Here is a 21,074-nt window from a genome sequence, read left to right on the forward strand (position 1 = left end):
GGCGAGATCAGTAACGCACCAGCATCAGCCGTGCGCGGGTCGCCTTAAGCTTGTTGACCGAGACGCGATAGGTCCCCGGACGCAGCTTGTAGCGGACGATCTTGCGAATCGTCGAGCATTGGGGACCATGTCCGTGCGCTGCCGAGGCGAGCGGCTTGCCGCGGATCGGTGCGACATCGATCCAGCCCGGCTCGCTGAGCGCGACGCCGAAGGTTCCCGCCTTGCGGATGCGAATTGTTGTCTGGATGGAATCGCCGCTGCGGGAGAGCGTCACCGCATGACCGGTATCGAGGCCACGCCCCGATCGCTTCCATCCGATCAGCGGCGCGGGAAGCGCGGTATCGTAGGATCTGCACGTCTGCGTGGCGAGCGAGAGTGCGAGTGCGGTCAGCAACATGGCGAGTCCCCCTTGCGCCGACTCTCGCCGGCCGGGCGGAACATAAGCAGACCGGACGCCGTGTAGCAACCGCGGCAAATCCGACGAGACAGTGACACTGTTGCTAGTTTGTTGCTAGGAGCCGCCGGAGCAGGGTCCGCTGTTTCCGAGGATATCGATCGTGTTGCGCCTTCTCCTTCTATCGGCAGCCCTGCTGTTCGCCCCGGCTTTGGCCCATGCCCAGCAGGTCGATCACCAGCTGTGGCTGCAGACCAACGGCACGGTCACGATCGGCAGCCGCGAGAAAGTCACGCTGGAAGGAATCGGCCGCTTCAGCGATCGCGCTGAGGGCTTCTCGCACGCCGAGGCGGGCCTGTTGTTCACCCATACGATGGAAGGCGGCATCGAGCTGTCGATCGGCTATCGGCATGTCGAGGACTGGAATCGCGGCGTGGCTCTCCCGAACGAAGAGCGATTGCGGCAGATGATCCTGGTCCCGTTCGGCAGCGGCTTTTCGGGCAGGCTGCGGCTGGAAGAGCGGTTCAACAGCAGCGGCAGCGAAATCGGCGTGCGGCTGCGCCCGCGGCTCGGCTTCGATACGCCGCTGAATGACAAGGGCCTGAAGCTCTTCGTCACGCAGGAGCATTTCCTCAACCTCAACACCACGGCCTGGGGCCAAAACGGCGGCTATGAGCGAATGCGCAACGCAACCGGCCTTTCGTTCGGGCTCGGCGGCAAGTTGCGCGGCGAGGTCGGCTATCTCAATCAATACCGCTTCGGCCGCGACGGCCGCCGAGACCAGATGGATCACGCCGCCACCTTCACGCTTTCGTTTAACGTCGCGAGCATCGGCGACAGCGGCGATTAGGGCGCGACAAAGGGGATTCCGTTTCGCGCGGAAATGCCCATATGAGGGCGGCATGCGCGCCCGCATTCTCGTCCTTCACCCCGCGCTCGGCCCCTCGATTATCGCGTGCCGCAAGGCATGGTGGTCGAGCCCGGGTCGATCGTCGTCGTGCCGATCGGGCCGCGCCAATATGCCGGCGTGGTCTGGGAGCCCGAGCGGCTGCCCACCGAGGAGATCGGCGACAACCGCCTGCGCAACCTGATCGCGGTCGCCGACGCGCCGCCGATTCCCGAGCCGGTGCGCCGCCTCGTCGAATGGACCGCCGATTATTATCTGAGCCCACCCTCGGCGGTGCTCGCAATGGCGGTGCGCACCTCGGCGGCGTTCGAGAGCGCGCCGACAATCACCGAATATCGCGCGACGGGTGTGGTGCCCGACCGGCTGACCCCGCAGCGTGCGCAGGCGCTCGAACGGATCGGCGAGCGGCAAGGGCTGGTGCGCGAGCTCGCCACGATCGCCGATGTCTCCGAAGCCGTGATCCGCGGCCTGTGCAAGGTCGGCGCGATCGAGGCGGTGACAGTCGACACCGACAGTCCCTATCCGCTGCCCGATCCCGCTTTCGGCCCGCCCGATCTGAGCGCCGAGCAAGCGAAGGTGGCGGGCATCTTGCGGCGATCGGTCGAGGCGAAGCGGTTCCAGCCCTTCCTGCTCGACGGAGTCACCGGATCGGGCAAGACCGAAGTATATTTCGAGGCGATCGCGGCGGCGATTGCCGCGGGCCAGCAGGCGATCGTCTTGCTTCCCGAGATCGCGCTGACCGAGCCGTTCCTGACGCGCTTCACCCAGCGCTTCGGCTGCGAGCCCGTAGCCTGGCATTCCGGACTGCGCACCTCGCAGCGCCGCCGGGCATGGCGCGCGATCGCGAGCGGCGAGGCTCTGGTCACGGTCGGTGCGCGCTCGGCATTGTTCCTTCCTTATCCGAACCTCGGCCTGATCGTCGTCGACGAGGCGCACGAGACCAGCTTCAAGCAGGAGGAAGGCGTCCATTATCATGCGCGCGACGTCGCGGTGATGCGGGGCAAGTTCGAGGAATGCCCGGTGGTCCTCGCCTCGGCGACTCCGGCGATCGAGACGCGCCACCAGGTCGAGCTCGGCCGCTACGAGGAGCTCAAGCTGCCGGGCCGCTACGGCCTCGCCGAGCTTCCGGATATCGAGGCGATCGACCTGATCAAGGAACCGCCCGACCGCGGCCGCTGGCTAAGCCCCAGGCTGATCCTCGCGATCGACGCGGCGCTCGAGCGCGGCGAACAGTCCTTGCTGTTCCTCAATCGCCGCGGCTATGCCCCGCTCACGCTCTGCCGGCATTGCGGGCACCGCTTCCAATGCCCGAACTGCACGGCGTGGATGGTCGAGCACCGGCTGATCCGCCGCCTCGCCTGCCATCATTGCGGGCACATGATTCCCACGCCCGAGATCTGCCCCGAATGCGAGGAAGCCGACAGCCTCGTCGCCTGCGGTCCCGGCGTCGAGCGCATCGCCGACGAAGTGGCGGTGCTGTGGCCCGATGCCCGGACTGCGATCGTCACGTCGGACACGCTCTGGTCTCCCGCCAAGGCCGCCGAGTTCGTCCACCGCATGGAGCACGGCGACATCGACATCGTCGTCGGCACCCAATTGGTCACCAAGGGCTATCACTTCCCCAACCTCACCGTCGTCGGCGTGGTCGATGCCGATCTCGGGCTCGACGGCGGCGACCTGCGCGCGGCCGAACGCACCTTTCAGCAGATCATGCAGGTCTCGGGGCGCGCCGGGCGCGGCGAGAAACCGGGCCACGTCTATGTCCAGACGCATGCCCCCGAAGCGCAGGTGATGCAGGCACTGATCTCGGGCGACAGCGCCGCCTTCTACGCGGCCGAGACTGAGGCGCGGCGTGAGGCGGGCGCACCGCCTTATGGCCGCTATGCCGCGATCATCGTGTCCAGCGAGGACAAGGCCGCTGCGGAGGAAACCGCCCGGATGATCGGCCGCACCGCGCCGCGTCGCGACGAGATGCACGTCTACGGCCCCGCCCCCGCGCCGCTGGCGATGCTGCGCGGCCGCCACCGCTTCCGCCTGCTCGTCCACGCCCGCCGCGCCTTCGACGTGCAGGACATGATCCGCGACTGGCTGGGCGCGCTCGAATGGAGCGCCAAGGTGCGCGTGGCAGTGGACGTCGATCCCTACAGCTTCCTGTGAGCGGCGACCCTGATGTCGATTTTACTCTATTCGTGCCGCACGACCTGACTTAGCTTTCCTCCGGGGTAACTGGGGAAGATTCACATGTTTCGTAAGCTCCTGGTGCTGGTGTTGTCCTTCGTGGCGCCGTCTGCACATGCGACATGGCACGAAGCGAGCTCGAAGCACTTCATCGTCTATTCGGAGCAGAGACCGGAGAAGCTGCGTTCCTTTGCAGATAAGCTCGAGCGTTTCGACAAAGCGATGCGCGTGCTTTGGGCCAGACCGGATCCGGAGATCGGCCCGGCCAATCGAGTCACGGTCTACATCGTCAACGATGTCGCCGATGTCGGCCGGCTTTCGAACATTCGCAATGCCGCGGGCGCCTATCGGGGCCGCGCCACCGGCCCGATCGCCTTCGTTCCGCGCGCTGCCGGCACCGATGACACGGATCTCAGTGCAACTGCGATCCTGTTCCACGAATATGCGCATCATTTCATGTTCACGACCTGGCCACACGCCGCCTATCCGCTCTGGTTCGCCGAAGGCTTTGCCGAATTCCACGCGACGACGCGCTTCGAGAAGGACGGAAGCGTGGTCATCGGCTATCCGCCGCAATATCGGGCATCGGGAATATTCCAGGACAGCCTGCCGCTCGAGCGGATGCTCGCTCCCGATACGCGCAAGCTGCGCGAAGACCAGCAACAATCGCTCTACGGCCGCGGCTGGCTGCTCACCCACTATATCATGATCGAAGGCAGCCGCGGCGAACAGGGGATGGCCTATCTTAAGGCGATCAACGACGGCAAGCCGGCGCGCGAGGCCGCGAAAACCGCTTTCGGCGAGCTGCGAACGCTTGATCGCGAGCTTGATCGCTATGCCCGCGGCCGATTTGGCGCACGCAAGATCGCGGCGAAGGCCGTCGCGCCGGAGCCGATCACCCTGCGCCGACTGACTCCGGGCGAAGAAGCATTCATGGAAGTTCGGATCCGTTCCACCGCGGGTGTGAACCACGAGACCGCGCCGCGCGTCTATGCCGCCGCCAAGAAGGCTGCGGCTCCTTCCCCAACGACGCCCTGGCCCAGCGCTGGTTCGCCGAAACCGCCTTCGACGCGGGCGACTTCGCCGAAGCCGAAGCGGCCGCCGGGCGCGCCATCGCCGCCGATCCCAAGCTGGTCGAGGCCTATTGCTACAAAGCCCAGGCACAGATGGCGCAGGCGATCGGCAAGAAGGATTTCTCGGTCGAGACCTGGAAAGCGATTCGCAAGACGATCGTCGCCGCCAACAAGCTCGATCCCGAGGATCCCGAGCCGCTGATGCTCTATTTCCGAAGCTTCGTCGATTCTGGCGCTACCCCTCCCGCGAGTGCGCGCGAAGGGCTTTATAAGGCTTTCGAACTCGCGCCGCAGGATGAGGGGCTACGACTCAACGCCGCCCTTACCCGGCTGCGCGACGGCAAGATCGAGGATGCGCGCCTGACGATCCGGCCGCTGGCCTTCAATCCGCACGGCGGTGCAATGATGGAACATGCCTCCAAGATCCTGGCTGCGATCGACAGCGGCGACGCGGACGCGGCCCTCAAGGAAGCCGAGGGTTCGACCGAAGCGGAGAAGCCGGACGCAAAGTAGCGGTCCCGGCCCCACGCCCGTCCGGAACTTACCCGATCCGGGCCGCTCGAACCGCTGTCGCTTGCGATGCTACGCGGCCGCCACCGCTTCCGCCTGCTCGTCCACGCCCGCCGCGCCTTCGACGTGCAGGACATGATCCGCGACTGGCTGAGCGCACTCGAATGGAGCGCCAAGGTGCGGGTGGTAGTGGACGTCGATCCTTATAGTTTCATTTGATCTGTTCTTGCGATTGGCAGTTGACTTGGCAGTTGACAAGAACGACCGACTCACACAGATTTATTTTCTCGCGAATCTAGGAGGAATTTATGCCTTATGCCGTATATTGCATTGAATTCGACTACGGTTGCATAACCATGATTTGTAGCTACATGATGGCTGGATTTGATACTGTAACACTAGGCGGCTTTTGATAAACCCTTTGCTAATGTTGAAAAAATAACAAGCTTAGTCGTCTGTGGATTACTGAGCTTGTTTTATAAGTATGCCATATAAGTTTAGTCTTCAGCGCATCGGCGCGACAGATGCTGGCGCCGCTTGCCTATCAGCCGCATGGACGCGGCATCGCCGTCGTCGCCACTCAGCTGATCGCAATGATCGACAAGGGCGAGACCGAAAAGGCGCTCGCGACTCTCGATAAAAACCCGGACAGTGTCGACGACGAAAAGGACGACAAGAAATAGCGGCCGCTATCCTACCGGCGCCCCGATAACCCCTTTTCATCCGCGGGCGGCTGCGCCTATGCCGCGCTTGGCAATGATCGGTGCGGGCCGGAGAGCAGGTTGATGACGCGGTTTTGGCTGTTCCTCGCGCTGCTCGTCGCAACGATCCAGCCCGCGCGCGCCGACGACATCTCGGCCTCCGCCCGCGGGGTGGTGCGGATCGTCACCATCGCCGTGGTCGACGACGAAGTCGTCGGCTTCGGCCATGGCAGCGGCTTCGCGGTCGCGCCCAACCGCATCGTCACCAACGCGCATGTCGTCGAGCTGGCCGATCGCTACCCCGATAATGTCGTGATCGGCATCGTGCCTTCGGAAGGCGACAAGTCGTATCAGGGCAAGCTCATCGCGATCGATCAGCAGCGCGATCTGGCGTTGATCGAGTTCACCGGGGTCCGGCTGCCGCCGTTGACGCTCTACACCGGCGCGCCGGGCGACGGCGAGGCGCTGATCGCGCTCGGTTATCCCGGCAATGTCGATCTGGCCACCGCGCGCTCGGCCGCCGACTTCATCAACCCGCAATCGCCGGTCCGCTCGCAGGGCGGCTTCGCCGGCACGCGCTCGCTCCAGGGCACCAGCGTGCTGCTCCACACCGCCAGCATCGCGCGCGGCAATTCGGGTGGCCCGCTGCTCGACCGATGCGGCCGCGTGCTGGGCGTCAATTCGGCGATCACGCGCGCCGACGAAGGCGATTCGACCTTCGCGTTCGCAATCGCGGGCAATGAGCTCGCGGCGTTCCTGCAAGGCGCTAAGCAACCCTTCGCCACCGTCAGCGTGCCCTGCACCAGCGTCGAGGAGCAGCTGGCGCAGGAGCGCAATGCCGACGAAAAGGCCCGGCTCGATGCCGAGGCGCGCGCGCGGGCGGACGCCGCAAAGAGCGCGACCGAACGCGAGGACACGCTTTCGCAGGCGCGGGCGCGCAACATCGTCGCCCGCGAGAATCATATGGCGGGCGCGGGCCTGCTGCTCGTCCTCGGCGCGCTGGCGCTGGGCGGCGCCGGGCTATTGCTCTCGCGCGACCGGCGGCGCGAGGCGATCTGGATCGCGGTGGGCGGCGGCGTACTGATGCTCGGCGCAGTGGTGCTTTTCCTCACGCGTCCCGACTTCGACGAATCGCGCATGCTTTCAATGCCCAAGGCCAGTGCGGGCGCCGCTGTGCCCAATCAGGCTGCGGGGGGACGGATGACTTGCTCGCTTGTGCCGGAGCGGAGCCGGATCACGGTGTCGAACGCGGACAAAGTAGCGCTCGATGTTGGCACGGACGGGTGCATCAACGGACGCACGCAATATGCCGAATCGGGCACAACGTGGCAGCGCATCCTCGTGCCTGATGAGGACCAGACTGTCTCGATGCTGGTCTATGATCCGACAACCCGGACCTATACCAATACGCGCTATCTGCTCTCGTCCGATCAAATGGCGAAGGCCCGCCAGCTGCGCACCGGGGTCGAGCTCAAGACCTGCTCGTCCGATCAGGCCGCACGCGCCAATCTCGCCACCCGGCAGCAAGCGCTGCGCGCGGCGCTGCCGCCGGTCTATAACGAGAAGCTCGTCTATAGCTGCAGCGCTGCGCCTTCCAGCCCGTCCTCGGCAGCGGCCAAATAATCAGCCGCGATCCACCCGCGCGGCGAAGCAGCCGCGCTTGGCATTGTGGACGTGGAGGAACGCCACTGCCGGATCGGCGAACATCTTCTCGATCAACGGCTCGAGCGCATTTCCCTCCACCACCTCGGCGTCCGTCATCATCGCCTGCGCATCGAACGCCCGGACCGAGAGAAGCCGAATCGCGAGTTTCTCCGGTATCTCGTCCTCGAAGCGCGCCGGCGCATCGGCCCCTTCGCGCACGAAGATCGCATGGCGCGACCGGTAAGGGCTCGCATCGGGCAGGTGTTCGTAGTTGAGCAGCAGCAATGCTTCGCCCGGCTCGGCATCCTCCAGCGTCACCCGGCACGGAAAGCCGGGCTTGCTGTCCGCCGTCATCCGCACGACCTGCTCGGCGGCGAGCGCTTCGTCCGACAGGCCGTAGAAGCGCTGGAAGGGCGCGGGATCGAGCCCGGTGATGACGTAGCTCATTCCGTCACGCCTTCGCGTTTGCGCAGCACGCGCTTGCGATCGACGCCGTACGCGTAACCGCCCATGCTGCCGTCGGCTCGCTGGGCGCGGTGGCACGGGATCAGCACCGCGACATGATTGGCGCCGCACGCCGTCCCCGCCGCGCGCACCGCGCGTGGATTGCCCACCTCGGTGGCGAGCTGGGCATAGCTGCGCGTCTCGCCGGGCGGGATCGCGCGGAGCGCCTGCCACACTGCTTCCTGAAAGGCAGTGCCCTGCACGTCGAGCGGCAAGTCCATGTCGCGCCCCGGCGTCTCGACCTCGCGCACGACCCGCGCGGCGAGATTGGCCAGAGCCGCGCCGCCCGGCGCGATCTCGGCCGCCGGAAAGCGCCGCGCCAGCGCGAACTGGTCCTCGTCGAAGGCGACGCGGCACAGCCCCTTGTCGGTCGCCGCGATCAGCAGCGGGCCCAGGCTGGTCTCGGCCACCGTCCAGCGGATCGTCACCCCCGCGCCGCCGCGCTTCCACGCGCTGGGGGTCATGCCGAGCCGGGCGTTCGCGGTCTCGTAGAAGCGGCTGGGCGCGGCATAGCCCGCCTCGTAGATGGCGTCGGTCACGCGCTCCTCCTCGGTCAGCGCGGCGGCGGCGCGGCGCGCGCGCAGCCCGCGGGCATAAGCGGCCGGAGTCACGCCGGTTCCACGCTTGAACAGCCGCTGGAAATGATGCGGGGCATAGCCGACGCGGGCGGCGAGCTCCTCGAGCCCCATCGGCTCCTCGGCCGCCTCGATCAGCGCCACCGCCTCCGCCACCGCGATCCGATCACGCCCCACTTCGTCGGGCTTGCAGCGCAGGCAGGCGCGATAGCCGGCATTCCGAGCGGCATCGGCGTCGGGATAGAAGACGACATGCTCGCGCTTCGGCCGCCGCGCCGGGCAGGTCGGCTTGCAATAAATGCCGGTGGTGGTGACTGCGACGATGAAGCGGCCTTCATAGGCGCGGTCGCGCGCGTCGAAGGCCGCCCAGGCGGTATCGTCGCTGATGGTCTGCTGGTTGCTCATGCAGTCGATATAGGCCTGCCGGTCCCGCGCCACATCCCGCGACTTGCGCTCAAAGCGGATAGCGCTTGCCCTCCCGGTTTCCAGACGGCAACGTTAACGCTAACGGTCTCCGCACGCGCGGAAGGCGCGAGGAGAGATGATGGGCTTCTGGCAACGGACCCGCGCACTGCGCTGGTGGATCATCGCGATCGTGATGCTCGGCACGATCGTCAATTATCTCGTGCGCCAAACGCTAGGTGTGGTCGTCGCGACCGAAAGCTTCCAGGCCGACGTGCCGATGACCAAGGAGCAATATAGCTGGGTCACCGGCGTGTTCCAGGCGTTCATCATGCTCCAGCCGGTGGTCGGCTACATCCTCGATCGCATAGGCCTGCGCAACGGGATGGCAATCTTCGCCACCGCCTGGGCGCTGCTCACCTTCGCGCATGGCTGGGTGACGAGCTGGCAGGGGCTGGCGGTGTTGCGCGGCGCATTGGGATTCGCCGAGGGGACATCGCATACCGCGGGGCTCAAGGTCGTCTCCGAATGGTTTCCGGCACGCGAGCGCGGCATGGCCGGCGGCATCTACAATCTCGGCGCCTCGGCGGGAATCGCGCTGGCGGGGCCGATCGTCGCGATGGCGATCGTGTGGTGGAACTGGCGCGCCGCCTTCTACGTCGCCGGCGGGCTCGCTTTGCTCTGGGTGGTGCTGTGGCTGCTTTACTATCGCACGCCCGAGGAACACCCCACCGTCTCTCCGGAGGAACTGGCGCTGATCCGTTCCGGGCAGGAAGCGCATGTCCAGACGACCGGCGAGAAGCCGCGCGTGCTCTCATTGCTCGGGCGGCGGAATTTCTGGGGCATCGCCTTGCCGCGCTTCCTTGCAGATCCGACCTGGGCGACGCTCACCTTCTGGCTGCCGCTCTATCTCAGCGAAGTCCGCGGCTTCAATCTGGGCGAGCTGGCGATCGCAGTGGTGCTCCCCTTCGTCGCCGCCGATATCGGCTGCCTGTTCGGCCCGGCGCTGGCGCTGTGGCTCGAGCGGCGCGGCATCGCGCTGATCGATGCGCGGCGCTGGACCTTCACCATCGGCGCGCTGATGATGACGAGCATGATCTTCGTCGGCGGGGTCACCAGCCCCTATACCGCGGTGGCGCTGCTCAGCATCGGCGCCTTCGCGCACCAGATGCTTTCGGTCACGTGCCTCACCATGGCGAGCGACCTGTTCCGCAAGAACGAAGTCGGCACCGTTGCCGGGATGGCGGGCACGATGGCCAATCTCGGCGTACTGATCTTCACCTTGCTGATCGGCGCGCTCGTGGTCCGCATCGGCTATGATCCATTCTTCATCGCGCTGGGCGTGCTCGACCTCATCGCGGCCGCCCTGCTCTGGACGCTGGTCCGCAAGCCCGGCGAGGACCAGGGGCGCGAGAGCGGCTGGATCCCGATCCTGCTGGGCGCGATCCTGGCGGGCGGGCTGACGCTCTTTTACGCCACCAGCGCAGCCCCCGCGCCCTGCGCCCTGTTCACCAGCTTCAGCGCCTGCGACGTGCCGATCGCGATGCGCGGGATATGGGGCTTCGGGCTGGCGCTCGCATTGTTCGGCATCGTCATCGAAATTCGCGCACGGAGGAACCGCGCCGCATGATCCGCAATCCGATTATCCCCGGCTTCAATCCCGATCCCTCGATCTGCCGGGTGGGCGACGATTATTATATCGCCACCTCAACCTTCGAATGGTTTCCCGGTGTCCAGATCCATCATTCGCGCGATCTCGCCAACTGGCGGCTGATCTCTCGCCCGCTCGTCCGCGCGGCCCAGCTCGACATGCGCGGAGATCCCGACAGCTGCGGCGTCTGGGCCCCGGACATCAGCCATGACGGGACGCGCTTCTGGCTCACCTACACCGATGTGAAGCGCTATGGCCGCACCACTGTCGGCGGGGCATCGGGGGCGAGCCTGCGCGATTTCCACAATTATTTGGTGGCCTGCGACACCGTCGACGGAGACTGGTCCGATCCCGTCCATCTCAATTCGAGCGGGTTCGATCCCGCGCTGTTCCATGACAAGGATGGGCGGAAATATGTGGTCAACCAGCTCTGGGACCATCGCCCCGAACGCGATCGCTTCGCAGGCATCGTGCTGCAGGAATATTCGCCCGAAGAGCAACGGCTGGTCGGCGAACGGACCAACATCTTCGCGGGCACCCCGCTCGGCCTCACCGAGGCGCCGCATCTCTACAAAAGGAACGGCTGGTACTATCTGATCGTCGCGGAAGGCGGCACGGGCTGGAACCATGCCGTGACGATGGCGCGCTCGCGCGACCTGCGCGGCCCCTACGAGCTGCATCCCGACACCTATATCCTCAGCAGCCGCACTCCCGATGCGCCGCTCCAGCGCGCCGGCCATGCCGACCTGATCGAGACTCCCGACGGCCAGACCTTCATGGCCTATCTCTGCGGCCGTCCGCTGCCCAATCGCGGCCGCTGCGTGCTGGGCCGCGAGACTGCGATCCAGCCGATGCGCTGGGGCGAGGACGACTGGCTCTACACCGAAGACGGCAGCGACATGCCGGTGCTCGAAGCGCCCGCGCTTGATGTTACGCCCTCGCCATCGCGCGAGACCGAGGGCCGCGACGATTTCGACGGCGCCGAACTCCCGCTCGACCTGCAATGGCTCCGCACGCCCGAGCCCCACCGCATCTTCAGCCTGACCGCGCGGCCCGGCCATCTCCGCCTGTTCGGCCGCGAGACGATCGGCAGCCTGTTCACCCAGGCGCTGGTCGCGCGGCGCCAGCAGGATTTCTGCTACTCGGCGTCGTGCGCGATGGACTTCGCGCCCGAGCATTTCCAGCAGGCGGCGGGGTTGGTCGCTTATTACAACAGCGCCAAGTTCCATTACCTCCATGTCAGCCACGACGACGAAGTCGGCCGCCACATCCGGGTGATGTCGACGCTGCCCGATCTCGCCGCAGGCCGACGCCTTCACCGCATCGATCGCGATCCCCGAGGGCCGCATCGAGCTGCGCGTGGAAGTCGACTATGAACGTCTCCGCTTCGCCTACCGCGTCGAGGGGGTGACTGGGCGTGGCTGCCCGAGCAATTCGACGCGAGCATCCTCTCCGACGAAGCGACCAAGCCGGGCATGCCCAACTTCACCGGCGCGTTCGTGGGGATGGCGTGCCAGGATATGTCGGGTGCCGGACTAGCGGCCGATTTCGACTGGTTCGAATATCGCGAGCGACCGTATCGGGAAGATTCGACGCAGGAGTGCGCTGCCTCCACGCAATCGGAATGACCGAGATTGGTCGAAGGCAGTTGTTCCGATTGTGAGCACGCCCTCCTGAACGCCCCGGCAACGGCAAGTTGGGCCCGCCTTTTGATAAGGGCAACTCGTCGCGCTGCGATGGACAATATTATAAAGAGGCGACAACCTGTTCTGGGGAGGCCTTTGTAGTAATTGAAAGGGCTCAATATGCGCCTTCTTAAGCTCGTAACAGCATCGGTGCTGATGTTTGGCGTGACGACAGCACCCGTCGCTCAGGCGTCGGCATCAATGCTATCGCTGCAGCGCGCATCTACGATAAGCGAGAAATCGAGCAATCTCGACGGATCAGTGGCGATCATGCTCATCGCTGCTGCTGCTATCATCGGAACGGCTGTTTACGTGTCGACGAATGACGACGACGACCCTGACAGCCCCTAAGCGCACCCTCTGAACCTCCGGAGCCGGCGGTGCAGCCAATTGCGCCGTCGGCTTTCTCATTTTGGTTGCTGGATTGCTCTCGGCCCGCTCCCATTCCGGCGCAGTGTGCGGCGGGCGCGCCTCCTCGACGAGAGAGCGGTCAGAATAACGGAAGCCTAGTTGTCGAGGAACTGCCGGATCGCGTCGACGAGCTTCTGCTTGCGGTGGTGGCGCGATGGCGGGACCTCGGCCTTGGGCCGGTCCGGCGGCGTCGGTGCCGCGGGCTGGGTGCGCCCCAGACGCTCGCGAAGCGCGGCTTCGAGGTTGGCGAGCACTTCCTGATGGCCCTGGAACGCGCGCGCCATCTTCGATTGCGGCAGCGGCACGAGAAATTCGCAGCCGTGGCGGCCGCCGTCGCGCCAGATCACTTGCGCCTCGCGCGAGCCCGCGCCGGACAAGCCGATCGCGATCAGCGTCCCCGGCGGGAATTCGTCTTCCGAGACGAACAGGAAACCGGTGCGCGAGAAATTGTCGACCAGCACTTCGATCGGCTTGCCGTCGGCACCGCGCAAAATGCTCTCGCTCGCGACGTGGAAGCGGATCGCGCCGCGCGGATCGACTTCGCCAAGGACTTCCAGACGCGCGACGAGCACGGCGCATTCCCCAAAACTACAGGAGTGTCCGGGCTACGCGCCGAATGGTTAAGAGAGTCTTGCGATCTCGCGGTTCAGTGCGCGGAAACCAGCGCAAATGCGGGCGTGGATTGACTTAAGGCAGCTTTGCTACCATATAGCCGCCCAGCGAGGCATCATGCAGCGTGATCGGACGAAGCCTGTATTGGCCCCCGTCCCGGCTCTGCCTCGGTTATTTTCACGGCTTCCCTAGTCACGCGGGTCGTCAATTTTTTGACCCCGCCTTCGTGCGCCCATTTTCCGTGCGCGCCCGCTGGCCGTATTCGTAAGGTCCACAATGCAATTCAATCAACTCGGTCTCTCGCAGACCGTTCTCGCCGCGCTTGCCGCCAAGGGCTATACCGAGGCGACGCCGATCCAGGCACAGTCGATCCCGTCGTTGCTCGAAGGCCGCGACCTGCTCGGCATCGCCCAGACCGGCACCGGCAAGACCGCCGCGTTCATGCTTCCCTCGATCGATCGGCTGATCGCATCGGGCAAGCGCGCCCAGCCGCGCGGCTGCCGCATGCTCGTCCTCGCGCCGACGCGTGAGCTCGCCAGCCAGATCGCCGAGAGCGCCCGCGCTTATGCCAAGGGCACGCCGCTTTCGGTCGCCACCATCTTCGGCGGCACTTCCATTCACAAGAACAAGACCGATCTCGCCCGCGGCATCGACATCGTCGTCGCTACTCCGGGCCGCCTCGTCGACCTGATGGATCAGCATTACGCGATCCTGCTCGGCATCGAGATCCTCGTGCTCGACGAAGCCGACCAGATGATGGATCTGGGCTTCATCCACGCCTTGAAGCGGATCGTCCGCGACTTGCCGACCAAGCGCCAGACTCTGTTCTTCTCGGCGACGATGCCCAAGACGATCCGCGAGCTGGCCGGCCAGTTCATCAAGGACCCGGTCGAGGTCAAGGTCACCCCCGAGGCGACCACTGCCGAGCGCGTCGAGCAGCACGTCACGTTCGTGGCGCAGGCGGAGAAGCAGGCGCTGCTGACGATGGCGCTCAAGGATCCGAGCATCGACCGCGCGCTGATCTTCACCCGCACCAAGCACGGTGCCGACCGCGTCGTGCGGCTGCTCGCCGGCAACGGCATCGCGTCGAACGCGATCCACGGCAACAAGAGCCAGCCGCAGCGTGAGCGCGCGCTGGGCGAGTTCCGCAGCGGCAAGGTCAAGATCCTCATCGCGACCGACATCGCGGCGCGCGGCATCGACGTCTCGGGCGTCAGCCACGTGTTCAACTTCGAGCTGCCCAACGTGCCCGATCAGTACGTCCACCGCATCGGTCGCACCGCGCGCGCCGGGGCGACGGGCCTCGCGATCAGCTATTGCGCCGATGACGAGCGTCCGTACCTCAAGGACATCGAACGGCTGACTCGCCAGAAGCTGGTCATCCAGCCGCTGCCGGCCGACTTCATCAACGAAGCCAACAAGATCAAGTCGACGCGCTCGCCGATGCCGGTGAGCCGCGACGAGCAGAACGGGCGGAATGGCCGCGCGATGCAGCACGGCCGCCCCGGCGGCGGGCAGCGTCACGGCCAGGGTCAGGGCCAGCGCCGCGAGGGTCAGCCCCAGGGCGACAATCGCCGCCAGGGCCAGCCCGGCGAGCGCCAGGGCGAACAGCGCCAGGGCGGCGCCCCGCGCGGCGATCGGCCGGCCGGCGATGCCCCGCGGAATTATGCCCGTCCCAAGGGCAAGTTCCACGCCCGCCCGGCACGTCCCGCCAACGCCGGCGGCGGCCGCGGGCGCTGAGCTCGACTTAAGCAGACAGAGAGGGCGGCGACACGAACCGGTGTCGCCGCCCTTTCTCGTTTTGGCGGAGTACAGTGCCTCAAATCCGTTCGGGCTGAGCCCGTCGAAGCCCGGCCCTCCACAAGCCTGACGCTTTCCGAGAGCCGCCCTTCGACAAGCTCAGGGCGAACGGACTGGCAGAACTATCCCCGCCGGCGCTTCGCCCGCTCCTGCGCATCCTCGCGGCCGGCGATCAGCCGGGTCGCGCGCTCCACGCCCTCGCGGCCTTCGTTCGCACCGGCGCGTGCCGCGTCCTGATACAGCGCCACTGCCTTTTCGAATTCGCCGCGCTGCTCGGCGCAGAGGCCGAGGTTGAACAGCAGCGACGGATGGCTCGCCGCCTCCGCCTGCATCGACTCCCAGCCCGCGCATGCGCCTCTCGCATCGCGCTTGGTGAGCTTGACCATTTCCTTGAAGCGGTTCGCCGACTCCTTCGACAAGCCCTTGGTGTTCTCGCGCACGCGAATTTTGTAGGTGTCGACATGCGGCACGAGATCGCCGCGCAGCGATCCGGCGATATCGCCGATCGCGCTTTCGATCACGTCCTCCGCTGTGCGCGCAGGGCTACCCCCGCGGCACCATTCCACTTCCTCGCGGAACGGCTTGGGCTGCGAATAGAGAATGCGGCCGTCGGTGTTGCGGACGATGCGGATATCGGCCTTGATATCGATGATCCGGCGCTTGCACGAAACCTCGACCTGCTCCTCCTTGAGGCATTTGCCCTTGTCGTCCTTCGAGACGCACTGCTTCTCTTTCCTGCGAAAGTTGCTTTCGTCCACGCCCGAGGAGATGCTTCCCGAGATCGATCCTTCGGCGGTGTCGCGCCCGGCGCGGCCGCCGAGCAGTTCGAACTGGCTGCCGCCCAACGCCCGCTCGATCGCAATCTGCAGCGCCGATCCGTCGCTGCCGCCGAAGCGATCGACCGATACCGATTCGAGAAAGCTCGCCTCGCGATTGTTCGCGGGAAACTCGCCGGTGATTTCCAGCACTTCCGCCTGCGCGACGCCGGCCCAAGCCAGCACCGACGCCACGAGTAACGCCTTCCGCTTCATTTCTTCCCCCTGCTTGCATTCCCCGAACGCAAAGCAACATCTCTGCGGGCACTTGTCCAGAGGAGTCGGGTTGCATCCCTGTGACACCGATGCTAACCGCGCCGCGACCCATCGGGGCGCCCTCTGGCGTGCCCCTTTTTGCATGGGGCCAATTCCGAACCCTCCAAGAGGAACCGACACGCGTGGAGAATTCCGGCGGTATTCAGGCAAGTCTAAGCGGACGCTATGCAACCGCCCTGTTCGAGCTTGCGCGTGATTCGAAGGCTTTGCCCAAGGTCGAGGCCAGCCTTGCCACAGTGCAGCAGGCGCTCGACGAATCGGCTGATTTCAAGGCGCTGACCACCAGCCCGCTGATCGCCCGCGGCCCCGCCGCCAGGGCCGTCGCGGCGACCGCGGGCGTGCTCAAGCTCGATGCGACCACCACCAATTTCCTCGGCGTGCTCGCGCAGAACCGGCGTCTCAGCCAGCTGCCCGCGATCATCCGCGCGTTCCGCCAGCTGGCCGCAGCGCATCGCGGCGAGACGACCGCCGAAGTGATCTCCGCGCATCCGCTCGATGCCGAACAGGTCGATGCGCTCAAGGCGCAGCTGCGCACCCAGCTCGGCCGTGAAGTCACCGTCGACCTCTCGGTCGATCCCTCGCTCCTCGGCGGGCTGGTCGTGAAGATCGGCAGCCAGATGATCGATTCGTCGATCAAGACCCGTTTGAACTCCCTCGCGCACGCGATGAAAGGCTGAAGGCTAACACCATGGATATCCGCGCCGCAGAAATCTCCAAGGTCATCAAGGATCAGATCTCGAGCTTCGGCACCGACGCCGAGGTCTCCGAGATCGGTCAGGTGCTCAGCGTCGGTGACGGCATCGCGCGCATCCACGGGCTGGACAATGTCCAGGCCGGCGAGATGGTCGAATTCGCCAACGGCATTCAGGGCATGGCGCTCAACCTCGAGGCCGACAATGTCGGCGTCGTGATCTTCGGCTCGGACGCCGAGATCAAGGAAGGCGACATCGTCAAGCGCACCGGCACCATCGTCGACGTGCCGATCGGCAAGGGCCTGCTCGGCCGCGTCGTGGACGGCCTCGGCAATCCGATCGACGGCAAGGGCCCGATCGTCACCGATCAGCGTTCGCGAGTGGAAGTGAAGGCGCCCGGCATCATCCCGCGCCAGTCGGTCAGCGAGCCGATGCAGACCGGCCTCAAGGCGATCGACGCGCTCGTCCCCGTCGGTCGCGGCCAGCGCGAGCTGATCATCGGCGATCGCCAGACCGGTAAGTCCGCCGTCGCGATCGACACCTTCATCAACCAGCGCGAAGTCAACAAGGGCGACGACGAGAAGAAGAAGCTCTATTGCGTCTATGTCGCGGTCGGCCAGAAGCGCTCGACCGTCGCGCAGCTCGTCAAGACGCTCGAGGAGAATGGCGCGATGGAATATTCCATCGTCGTCGCTGCCACTGCGTCGGAGCCCGCCCCGCTGCAGTTCCTCGCGCCGTACACCGGCACCGCGATGGGCGAGTATTTCCGCGACAACGGTATGCACGCGCTGATCGTGTTCGACGATCTCTCGAAGCAGGCAGTCGCTTATCGCCAGATGTCGCTGCTGCTGCGCCGCCCGCCGGGCCGCGAAGCCTATCCGGGCGACGTCTTCTATCTCCACTCGCGCCTGCTCGAGCGCGCCGCCAAGATGTCGGACGCCAATGGCGGCGGATCGCTGACCGCGCTGCCGATCATCGAGACCCAGGCGGGCGACGTTTCGGCGTACATCCCGACCAATGTGATTTCGATCACCGACGGCCAGATCTTCCTCGAGACCGACCTGTTCTTCGCGGGCATCCGCCCGGCGATCAACGTCGGCCTGTCGGTGTCGCGCGTCGGCTCGGCCGCGCAGACCAAGGCGATGAAGAAGGTCGCCGGCTCGATCAAGCTCGAGCTCGCCCAGTATCGCGAGATGGCGGCGTTCGCGCAGTTCGGCTCGGACCTCGATGCCTCGACTCAGCGCCTGCTCAATCGCGGCGCGCGCCTGACGGAGCTGCTCAAGCAGCCGCAGTTCAGTCCGCTGCCGTTCGAGGAGCAGACCGTTTCCATCTTCGCGGGCACGCAGGGCTTCCTCGACTCGGTCGCGACGCAGGACGTAGTGCGCTACGAGGCGGCGATGCTCACCGAGATGCGCTCGAAGCATGCCGGCATCCTGACCGCGATCCGCGACAGCAAGGATCTCAAGGACGACGTCCGCGACCAGCTCAAGGCCGCGCTGACCGAGTTCGGCAAGACGTTCGCTTAAGGAGCCGAAGGGTGCGGTCGATGTCCTTCCAGGTCGCAATCGTAGCGCTTTTGGGCGCGGCGGTTGCGGGCTGCTCGAAGGAGCCTGCCGCACCAGCCCCCGTCGCGACGCAGGCCGTTGAGGTCGACATCGCGAACGACACGATGGGCTGCGGAAATCTGGACGGCAATGTCGCGACGCAAGTTGCGGATAGTGGCAATGCTACACGGGAATATTGTTAGACGATGGCAAGCCTCAAGGCACTCAAGGTACGGATCAACTCGGTCAAATCGACCCAGAAGATCACCAAGGCGATGAAGATGGTCGCCGCCGCCAAGCTGCGCCGCGCGCAGGAAGCGGCGGAAGCCGGCCGTCCCTATGCCCAGCGCCTCGAGAGCGTGGTCGCCAGCCTCGCCTCGAAGGTGACGGTGAGCGAGATCCTCGCATAAGCTCCTCGCCGGCTCCGGCAAGGATCAGGTCCATCTGTTCGTCGTCGCGACTTCGGACAAGGGCCTTGCCGGCGCATTCAACACCAATATCGCCCGTCTCGCCCGCCGCCGCGCGCAGGAGATGATCGCCGAGGGCAAGACAGTGAAGTTCTACACCGTCGGCCGCAAGGGCCGCGCGGTGCTCAACCGGCTGTTTCCGAAGAGCTTCGTGCATTCGATCGAGCCCGGCGATCTCGGCAAGCTGAAGTTCGCCGATGCCCGCGGCTATGCCGACGATCTGATCGCACGCTACGAAGCCGGCGAGTTCGACGTCGCGCATCTCTTTTATTCGCACTTCAAGTCGGTGCTGACCCAGGAGCCGACCGAGCAGCAGATCATCCCGGTCGCGCCGAGCTCGGTTCCCGAGGGCACGCCGGCCAGCACCGCGGCCCCCGCCGCCGTGATCTACGAGCCGGACGAGGAAGCGATCCTCGCCGATCTGCTACCGCGCAACGTCGCGATCCAGCTCTACCGGGCGATGCGCGAGAACGCCGCCTCCGAGCAGGGCAGCAAGATGACCGCGATGGACAACGCCACGCGCAATGCGGGCGATCTCATCAAGCGGCTGTCGATCCAGTATAACCGTGCCCGCCAGGCCGCGATCACTACCGAGCTGGTGGAAATCATTTCGGGCGCCGAAGCGCTCTAAGACCGATCAGAAGCAAGGAAGCAGACGATGGCAACCGCCGCACTCGACCGCCCCGCCACGGGCACCAATAACGTAGGCCGCATCTCGCAGGTCATCGGCGCCGTCGTCGACGTGTCGTTCGATGGCGGCGTTCTGCCCGCCATTCTCTCGGCGCTCGAGACCGATAACAACGGCAACCGCCTCGTCCTCGAGGTCGCGCAGCACCTCGGCGAGAACACCGTCCGTACGATCGCGATGGACGCCACCGAGGGCCTGACCCGCGGCCAGAAGGTCACCGACACCGGCTCGCAGATCCGCGTCCCCGTCGGCCCGAAGACGCTCGGCCGCATCCTCAACGTGATCGGCGAGCCGATCGACGAGCGCGGCCCGGTCAATGCCGAGATCACTTCGCCGATCCACGCGCCCGCTCCGCTCTTCGTCGACCAGTCGACCGAGAGCAGCATCCTCGTCACCGGCATCAAGGTCATCGACCTGCTCGCGCCGTATGCGAAGGGCGGCAAGATCGGCCTGTTCGGCGGCGCCGGCGTGGGCAAGACCGTGCTCATCCAGGAACTGATCAACAACATCGCCAAGGGCCATGGCGGCACTTCGGTGTTCGCGGGCGTCGGCGAGCGCACCCGTGAGGGCAACGATCTCTATCACGAGTTCCTCGACGCAGGCGTCATCGCCAAGGATGCCGACGGCAATGCGCAGTCGGAGGGCTCGAAGGTCGCATTGGTCTATGGCCAGATGAACGAGCCGCCGGGCGCCCGCGCCCGCGTCGCGCTGTCGGGCCTGACGATCGCCGAATATTTCCGCGACGTCGAAGGCCAGGACGTTCTGTTCTTCGTCGACAACATCTTCCGCTTCACCCAGGCGGGCGCCGAAGTGTCGGCACTGCTCGGCCGTATCCCTTCGGCGGTGGGCTATCAGCCGACCCTGTCGACCGACATGGGCGCGCTGCAGGAGCGCATCACGTCGACCAACAAGGGCTCGATCACGTCGGTGCAGGCCGTGTACGTCCCCGCGGACGACCTTACCGATCCGGCGCCGGCAACCTCGTTCGCCCATTTGGACGCGACGACCGTGCTCAACCGCGCGATCTCGGAGCTCGGCATCTATCCGGCGGTGGATCCGCTCGATTCGACCAGCCGCGTTCTGGAACCCCGCATCGTCGGCCAGGAGCATTACGAGACGGCGCGCGCCGTCCAGTCGATCCTCCAGAAGTACAAGTCGCTGCAGGACATCATCGCGATCCTCGGCATGGACGAGCTTTCCGAAGAGGATAAGCTGACCGTGTCGCGCGCGCGCAAGATCCAGCGCTTCCTCAGCCAGCCGTTCCACGTCGCCGAAGTGTTCACCGGCATCCCCGGCGCATTCGTGCAGATCGAAGACACCATCAAGTCGTTCAAGGCGGTGGTGAACGGCGAGTACGACCATCTGCCCGAAGCCGCCTTCTACATGGTCGGCGGCATCGACCAGGCGGTCGAAAAGGCCAAGAAGCTCGCCGGCGAGGCGTAAGACTGCCTTAAGCCCCTCCCCTTCAGGGGAGGGGTTGGGGGTGGGGCAGTGCCACAAGCACCCCGCCCGCGGATAGGCCCCACCCCAACCCCTCCCTTGAAG

16 protein-coding genes and 4 pseudogenes are annotated in these 21,074 nt (G+C 65.7%); 15 read left to right on the forward strand and 5 right to left on the reverse strand.

Features of this window, described 5'->3' with window-relative positions; all coding sequences use genetic code 11:
• Positions 1-7: 7 nt before the first annotated feature.
• Positions 8-397, reverse strand: coding sequence for a hypothetical protein (locus PIB19_RS11260; RefSeq protein WP_271237429.1), 390 nt, complete (start codon positions 395-397; stop codon positions 8-10).
• A 160-nt stretch (positions 398-557) separates the two neighbouring features.
• Here PIB19_RS11260 and PIB19_RS11265 point away from each other — a divergent pair, with 160 nt between their 5' ends.
• The 7 genes and pseudogenes from PIB19_RS11265 to PIB19_RS11295 all read left to right on the forward strand — a co-directional run bounded on the left by PIB19_RS11265 (position 558) and on the right by PIB19_RS11295 (position 7,386).
• Positions 558-1,244, forward strand: coding sequence for a DUF2490 domain-containing protein (locus PIB19_RS11265; RefSeq protein ID WP_271237430.1), 687 nt, complete (start codon positions 558-560; stop codon positions 1,242-1,244).
• Positions 1,245-1,296: 52 nt separating this feature from the next.
• A pseudogene (locus PIB19_RS11270) lies at positions 1,297-3,458 on the forward strand (primosomal protein N').
• A gap of 84 nt (positions 3,459-3,542) precedes the next feature.
• The gene (locus PIB19_RS11275) at positions 3,543-4,754 is read left to right on the forward strand and encodes a hypothetical protein (RefSeq protein WP_271237431.1); all 1,212 of its coding nucleotides are present in this window, start codon (positions 3,543-3,545) and stop codon (positions 4,752-4,754) included.
• Positions 4,646-5,065 carry a hypothetical protein gene (locus PIB19_RS11280; RefSeq protein WP_271237432.1) on the forward strand — a complete coding sequence of 140 codons (420 nt, stop codon included), beginning with the start codon at positions 4,646-4,648 and terminating at the stop codon, positions 5,063-5,065. The genes PIB19_RS11275 and PIB19_RS11280 overlap by 109 nt, the downstream gene beginning before the upstream one ends.
• 51 nt (positions 5,066-5,116) lie before the next feature.
• A pseudogene (locus PIB19_RS11285) lies at positions 5,117-5,281 on the forward strand (hypothetical protein); the annotation flags it as partial.
• Positions 5,282-5,586: 305 nt separating this feature from the next.
• On the forward strand, positions 5,587-5,745 hold the full coding sequence (locus tag PIB19_RS11290; RefSeq protein WP_271237434.1) for a hypothetical protein: 159 nt from the start codon (positions 5,587-5,589) through the stop codon (positions 5,743-5,745).
• Between the two features lie 102 nt (positions 5,746-5,847).
• Complete coding sequence (locus PIB19_RS11295; protein ID WP_271237435.1) at positions 5,848-7,386, forward strand: S1C family serine protease; 1,539 nt, start codon at positions 5,848-5,850, stop codon at positions 7,384-7,386.
• Here PIB19_RS11295 and PIB19_RS11300 read toward each other — a convergent pair whose 3' ends face one another.
• Positions 7,387-7,854 carry a DUF1203 domain-containing protein gene (locus PIB19_RS11300; protein ID WP_271237436.1) on the reverse strand — a complete coding sequence of 156 codons (468 nt, stop codon included), beginning with the start codon at positions 7,852-7,854 and terminating at the stop codon, positions 7,387-7,389.
• Entirely contained in the window at positions 7,851-8,891 is a 1,041-nt protein-coding gene (ada, locus tag PIB19_RS11305) for a bifunctional DNA-binding transcriptional regulator/O6-methylguanine-DNA methyltransferase Ada (protein ID WP_271237437.1), read from the reverse strand. The genes PIB19_RS11300 and ada overlap by 4 nt, the downstream gene beginning before the upstream one ends.
• A gap of 139 nt (positions 8,892-9,030) precedes the next feature.
• On the opposite strand from ada, the gene PIB19_RS11310 reads away from it, so the two are divergent.
• From PIB19_RS11310 to PIB19_RS11320, 3 genes and pseudogenes are all read left to right on the forward strand, one after another.
• Entirely contained in the window at positions 9,031-10,518 is a 1,488-nt protein-coding gene (locus PIB19_RS11310; RefSeq protein ID WP_271237438.1) for an MFS transporter, read from the forward strand.
• Positions 10,515-12,167, forward strand: a pseudogene (locus PIB19_RS11315) (glycoside hydrolase family 43 protein). Before PIB19_RS11310 ends, PIB19_RS11315 begins: the two are co-directional and overlap by 4 nt.
• 162 nt (positions 12,168-12,329) lie before the next feature.
• Complete coding sequence (locus PIB19_RS11320; RefSeq protein WP_271237439.1) at positions 12,330-12,575, forward strand: hypothetical protein; 246 nt, start codon at positions 12,330-12,332, stop codon at positions 12,573-12,575.
• 155 nt (positions 12,576-12,730) lie between these two features.
• On the opposite strand, the gene PIB19_RS11325 is transcribed toward PIB19_RS11320, so the two are convergent.
• Positions 12,731-13,207 carry a PilZ domain-containing protein gene (locus tag PIB19_RS11325; protein ID WP_271237440.1) on the reverse strand — a complete coding sequence of 159 codons (477 nt, stop codon included), beginning with the start codon at positions 13,205-13,207 and terminating at the stop codon, positions 12,731-12,733.
• Between the two features lie 316 nt (positions 13,208-13,523).
• Here PIB19_RS11325 and PIB19_RS11330 point away from each other — a divergent pair, with 316 nt between their 5' ends.
• Entirely contained in the window at positions 13,524-14,987 is a 1,464-nt protein-coding gene (locus tag PIB19_RS11330; protein ID WP_271237441.1) for a DEAD/DEAH box helicase, read from the forward strand.
• Between the two features lie 182 nt (positions 14,988-15,169).
• Here PIB19_RS11330 and PIB19_RS11335 read toward each other — a convergent pair whose 3' ends face one another.
• Positions 15,170-16,078, reverse strand: a complete 909-nt coding sequence (locus tag PIB19_RS11335) for a hypothetical protein (RefSeq protein WP_271237442.1) — start codon at positions 16,076-16,078, stop codon at positions 15,170-15,172.
• Between the two features lie 182 nt (positions 16,079-16,260).
• On the opposite strand from PIB19_RS11335, the gene PIB19_RS11340 reads away from it, so the two are divergent.
• The 4 genes and pseudogenes from PIB19_RS11340 to atpD all read left to right on the forward strand — a co-directional run bounded on the left by PIB19_RS11340 (position 16,261) and on the right by atpD (position 20,972).
• On the forward strand, positions 16,261-16,815 hold the full coding sequence (locus tag PIB19_RS11340) for a F0F1 ATP synthase subunit delta (RefSeq protein ID WP_271237443.1): 555 nt from the start codon (positions 16,261-16,263) through the stop codon (positions 16,813-16,815).
• A gap of 11 nt (positions 16,816-16,826) precedes the next feature.
• Positions 16,827-18,356 (forward strand): F0F1 ATP synthase subunit alpha, encoded by a 1,530-nt coding sequence (gene atpA, locus PIB19_RS11345; RefSeq protein WP_271237444.1) that lies wholly within the window; start codon positions 16,827-16,829, stop codon positions 18,354-18,356.
• A gap of 224 nt (positions 18,357-18,580) precedes the next feature.
• Positions 18,581-19,472, forward strand: a pseudogene (locus tag PIB19_RS11350) (F0F1 ATP synthase subunit gamma).
• A 27-nt stretch (positions 19,473-19,499) separates the two neighbouring features.
• Positions 19,500-20,972, forward strand: a complete 1,473-nt coding sequence (gene atpD, locus PIB19_RS11355; protein ID WP_271237445.1) for a F0F1 ATP synthase subunit beta — start codon at positions 19,500-19,502, stop codon at positions 20,970-20,972.
• The last annotated feature ends 102 nt before the right edge of the window (positions 20,973-21,074 follow it).

This window comes from Sphingomonas sp. 7/4-4, assembly GCF_027941955.1.
In the GTDB taxonomy this organism is placed as follows: Bacteria; Pseudomonadota; Alphaproteobacteria; order Sphingomonadales; family Sphingomonadaceae; genus Sphingomonas.

Coding starts and splice junctions, on each gene's coding strand:
- PIB19_RS11330 (WP_271237441.1), top strand. CDS start 13,524: ATGCAATTCAATCAACTCGGTCTCTCGCAGACCGTTCTCGCCGCGCTT.
- atpA (WP_271237444.1), top strand. CDS start 16,827: ATGGATATCCGCGCCGCAGAAATCTCCAAGGTCATCAAGGATCAGATC.
- PIB19_RS11275 (WP_271237431.1), top strand. CDS start 3,543: ATGTTTCGTAAGCTCCTGGTGCTGGTGTTGTCCTTCGTGGCGCCGTCT.
- PIB19_RS11280 (WP_271237432.1), top strand. CDS start 4,646: ATGGCGCAGGCGATCGGCAAGAAGGATTTCTCGGTCGAGACCTGGAAA.
- atpD (WP_271237445.1), top strand. CDS start 19,500: ATGGCAACCGCCGCACTCGACCGCCCCGCCACGGGCACCAATAACGTA.
- PIB19_RS11300 (WP_271237436.1), bottom strand. CDS start 7,854: ATGAGCTACGTCATCACCGGGCTCGATCCCGCGCCCTTCCAGCGCTTC.
- PIB19_RS11310 (WP_271237438.1), top strand. CDS start 9,031: ATGGGCTTCTGGCAACGGACCCGCGCACTGCGCTGGTGGATCATCGCG.
- PIB19_RS11335 (WP_271237442.1), bottom strand. CDS start 16,078: ATGAAGCGGAAGGCGTTACTCGTGGCGTCGGTGCTGGCTTGGGCCGGC.
- ada (WP_271237437.1), bottom strand. CDS start 8,891: ATGAGCAACCAGCAGACCATCAGCGACGATACCGCCTGGGCGGCCTTC.
- PIB19_RS11290 (WP_271237434.1), top strand. CDS start 5,587: ATGCTGGCGCCGCTTGCCTATCAGCCGCATGGACGCGGCATCGCCGTC.
- PIB19_RS11260 (WP_271237429.1), bottom strand. CDS start 397: ATGTTGCTGACCGCACTCGCACTCTCGCTCGCCACGCAGACGTGCAGA.
- PIB19_RS11295 (WP_271237435.1), top strand. CDS start 5,848: ATGACGCGGTTTTGGCTGTTCCTCGCGCTGCTCGTCGCAACGATCCAG.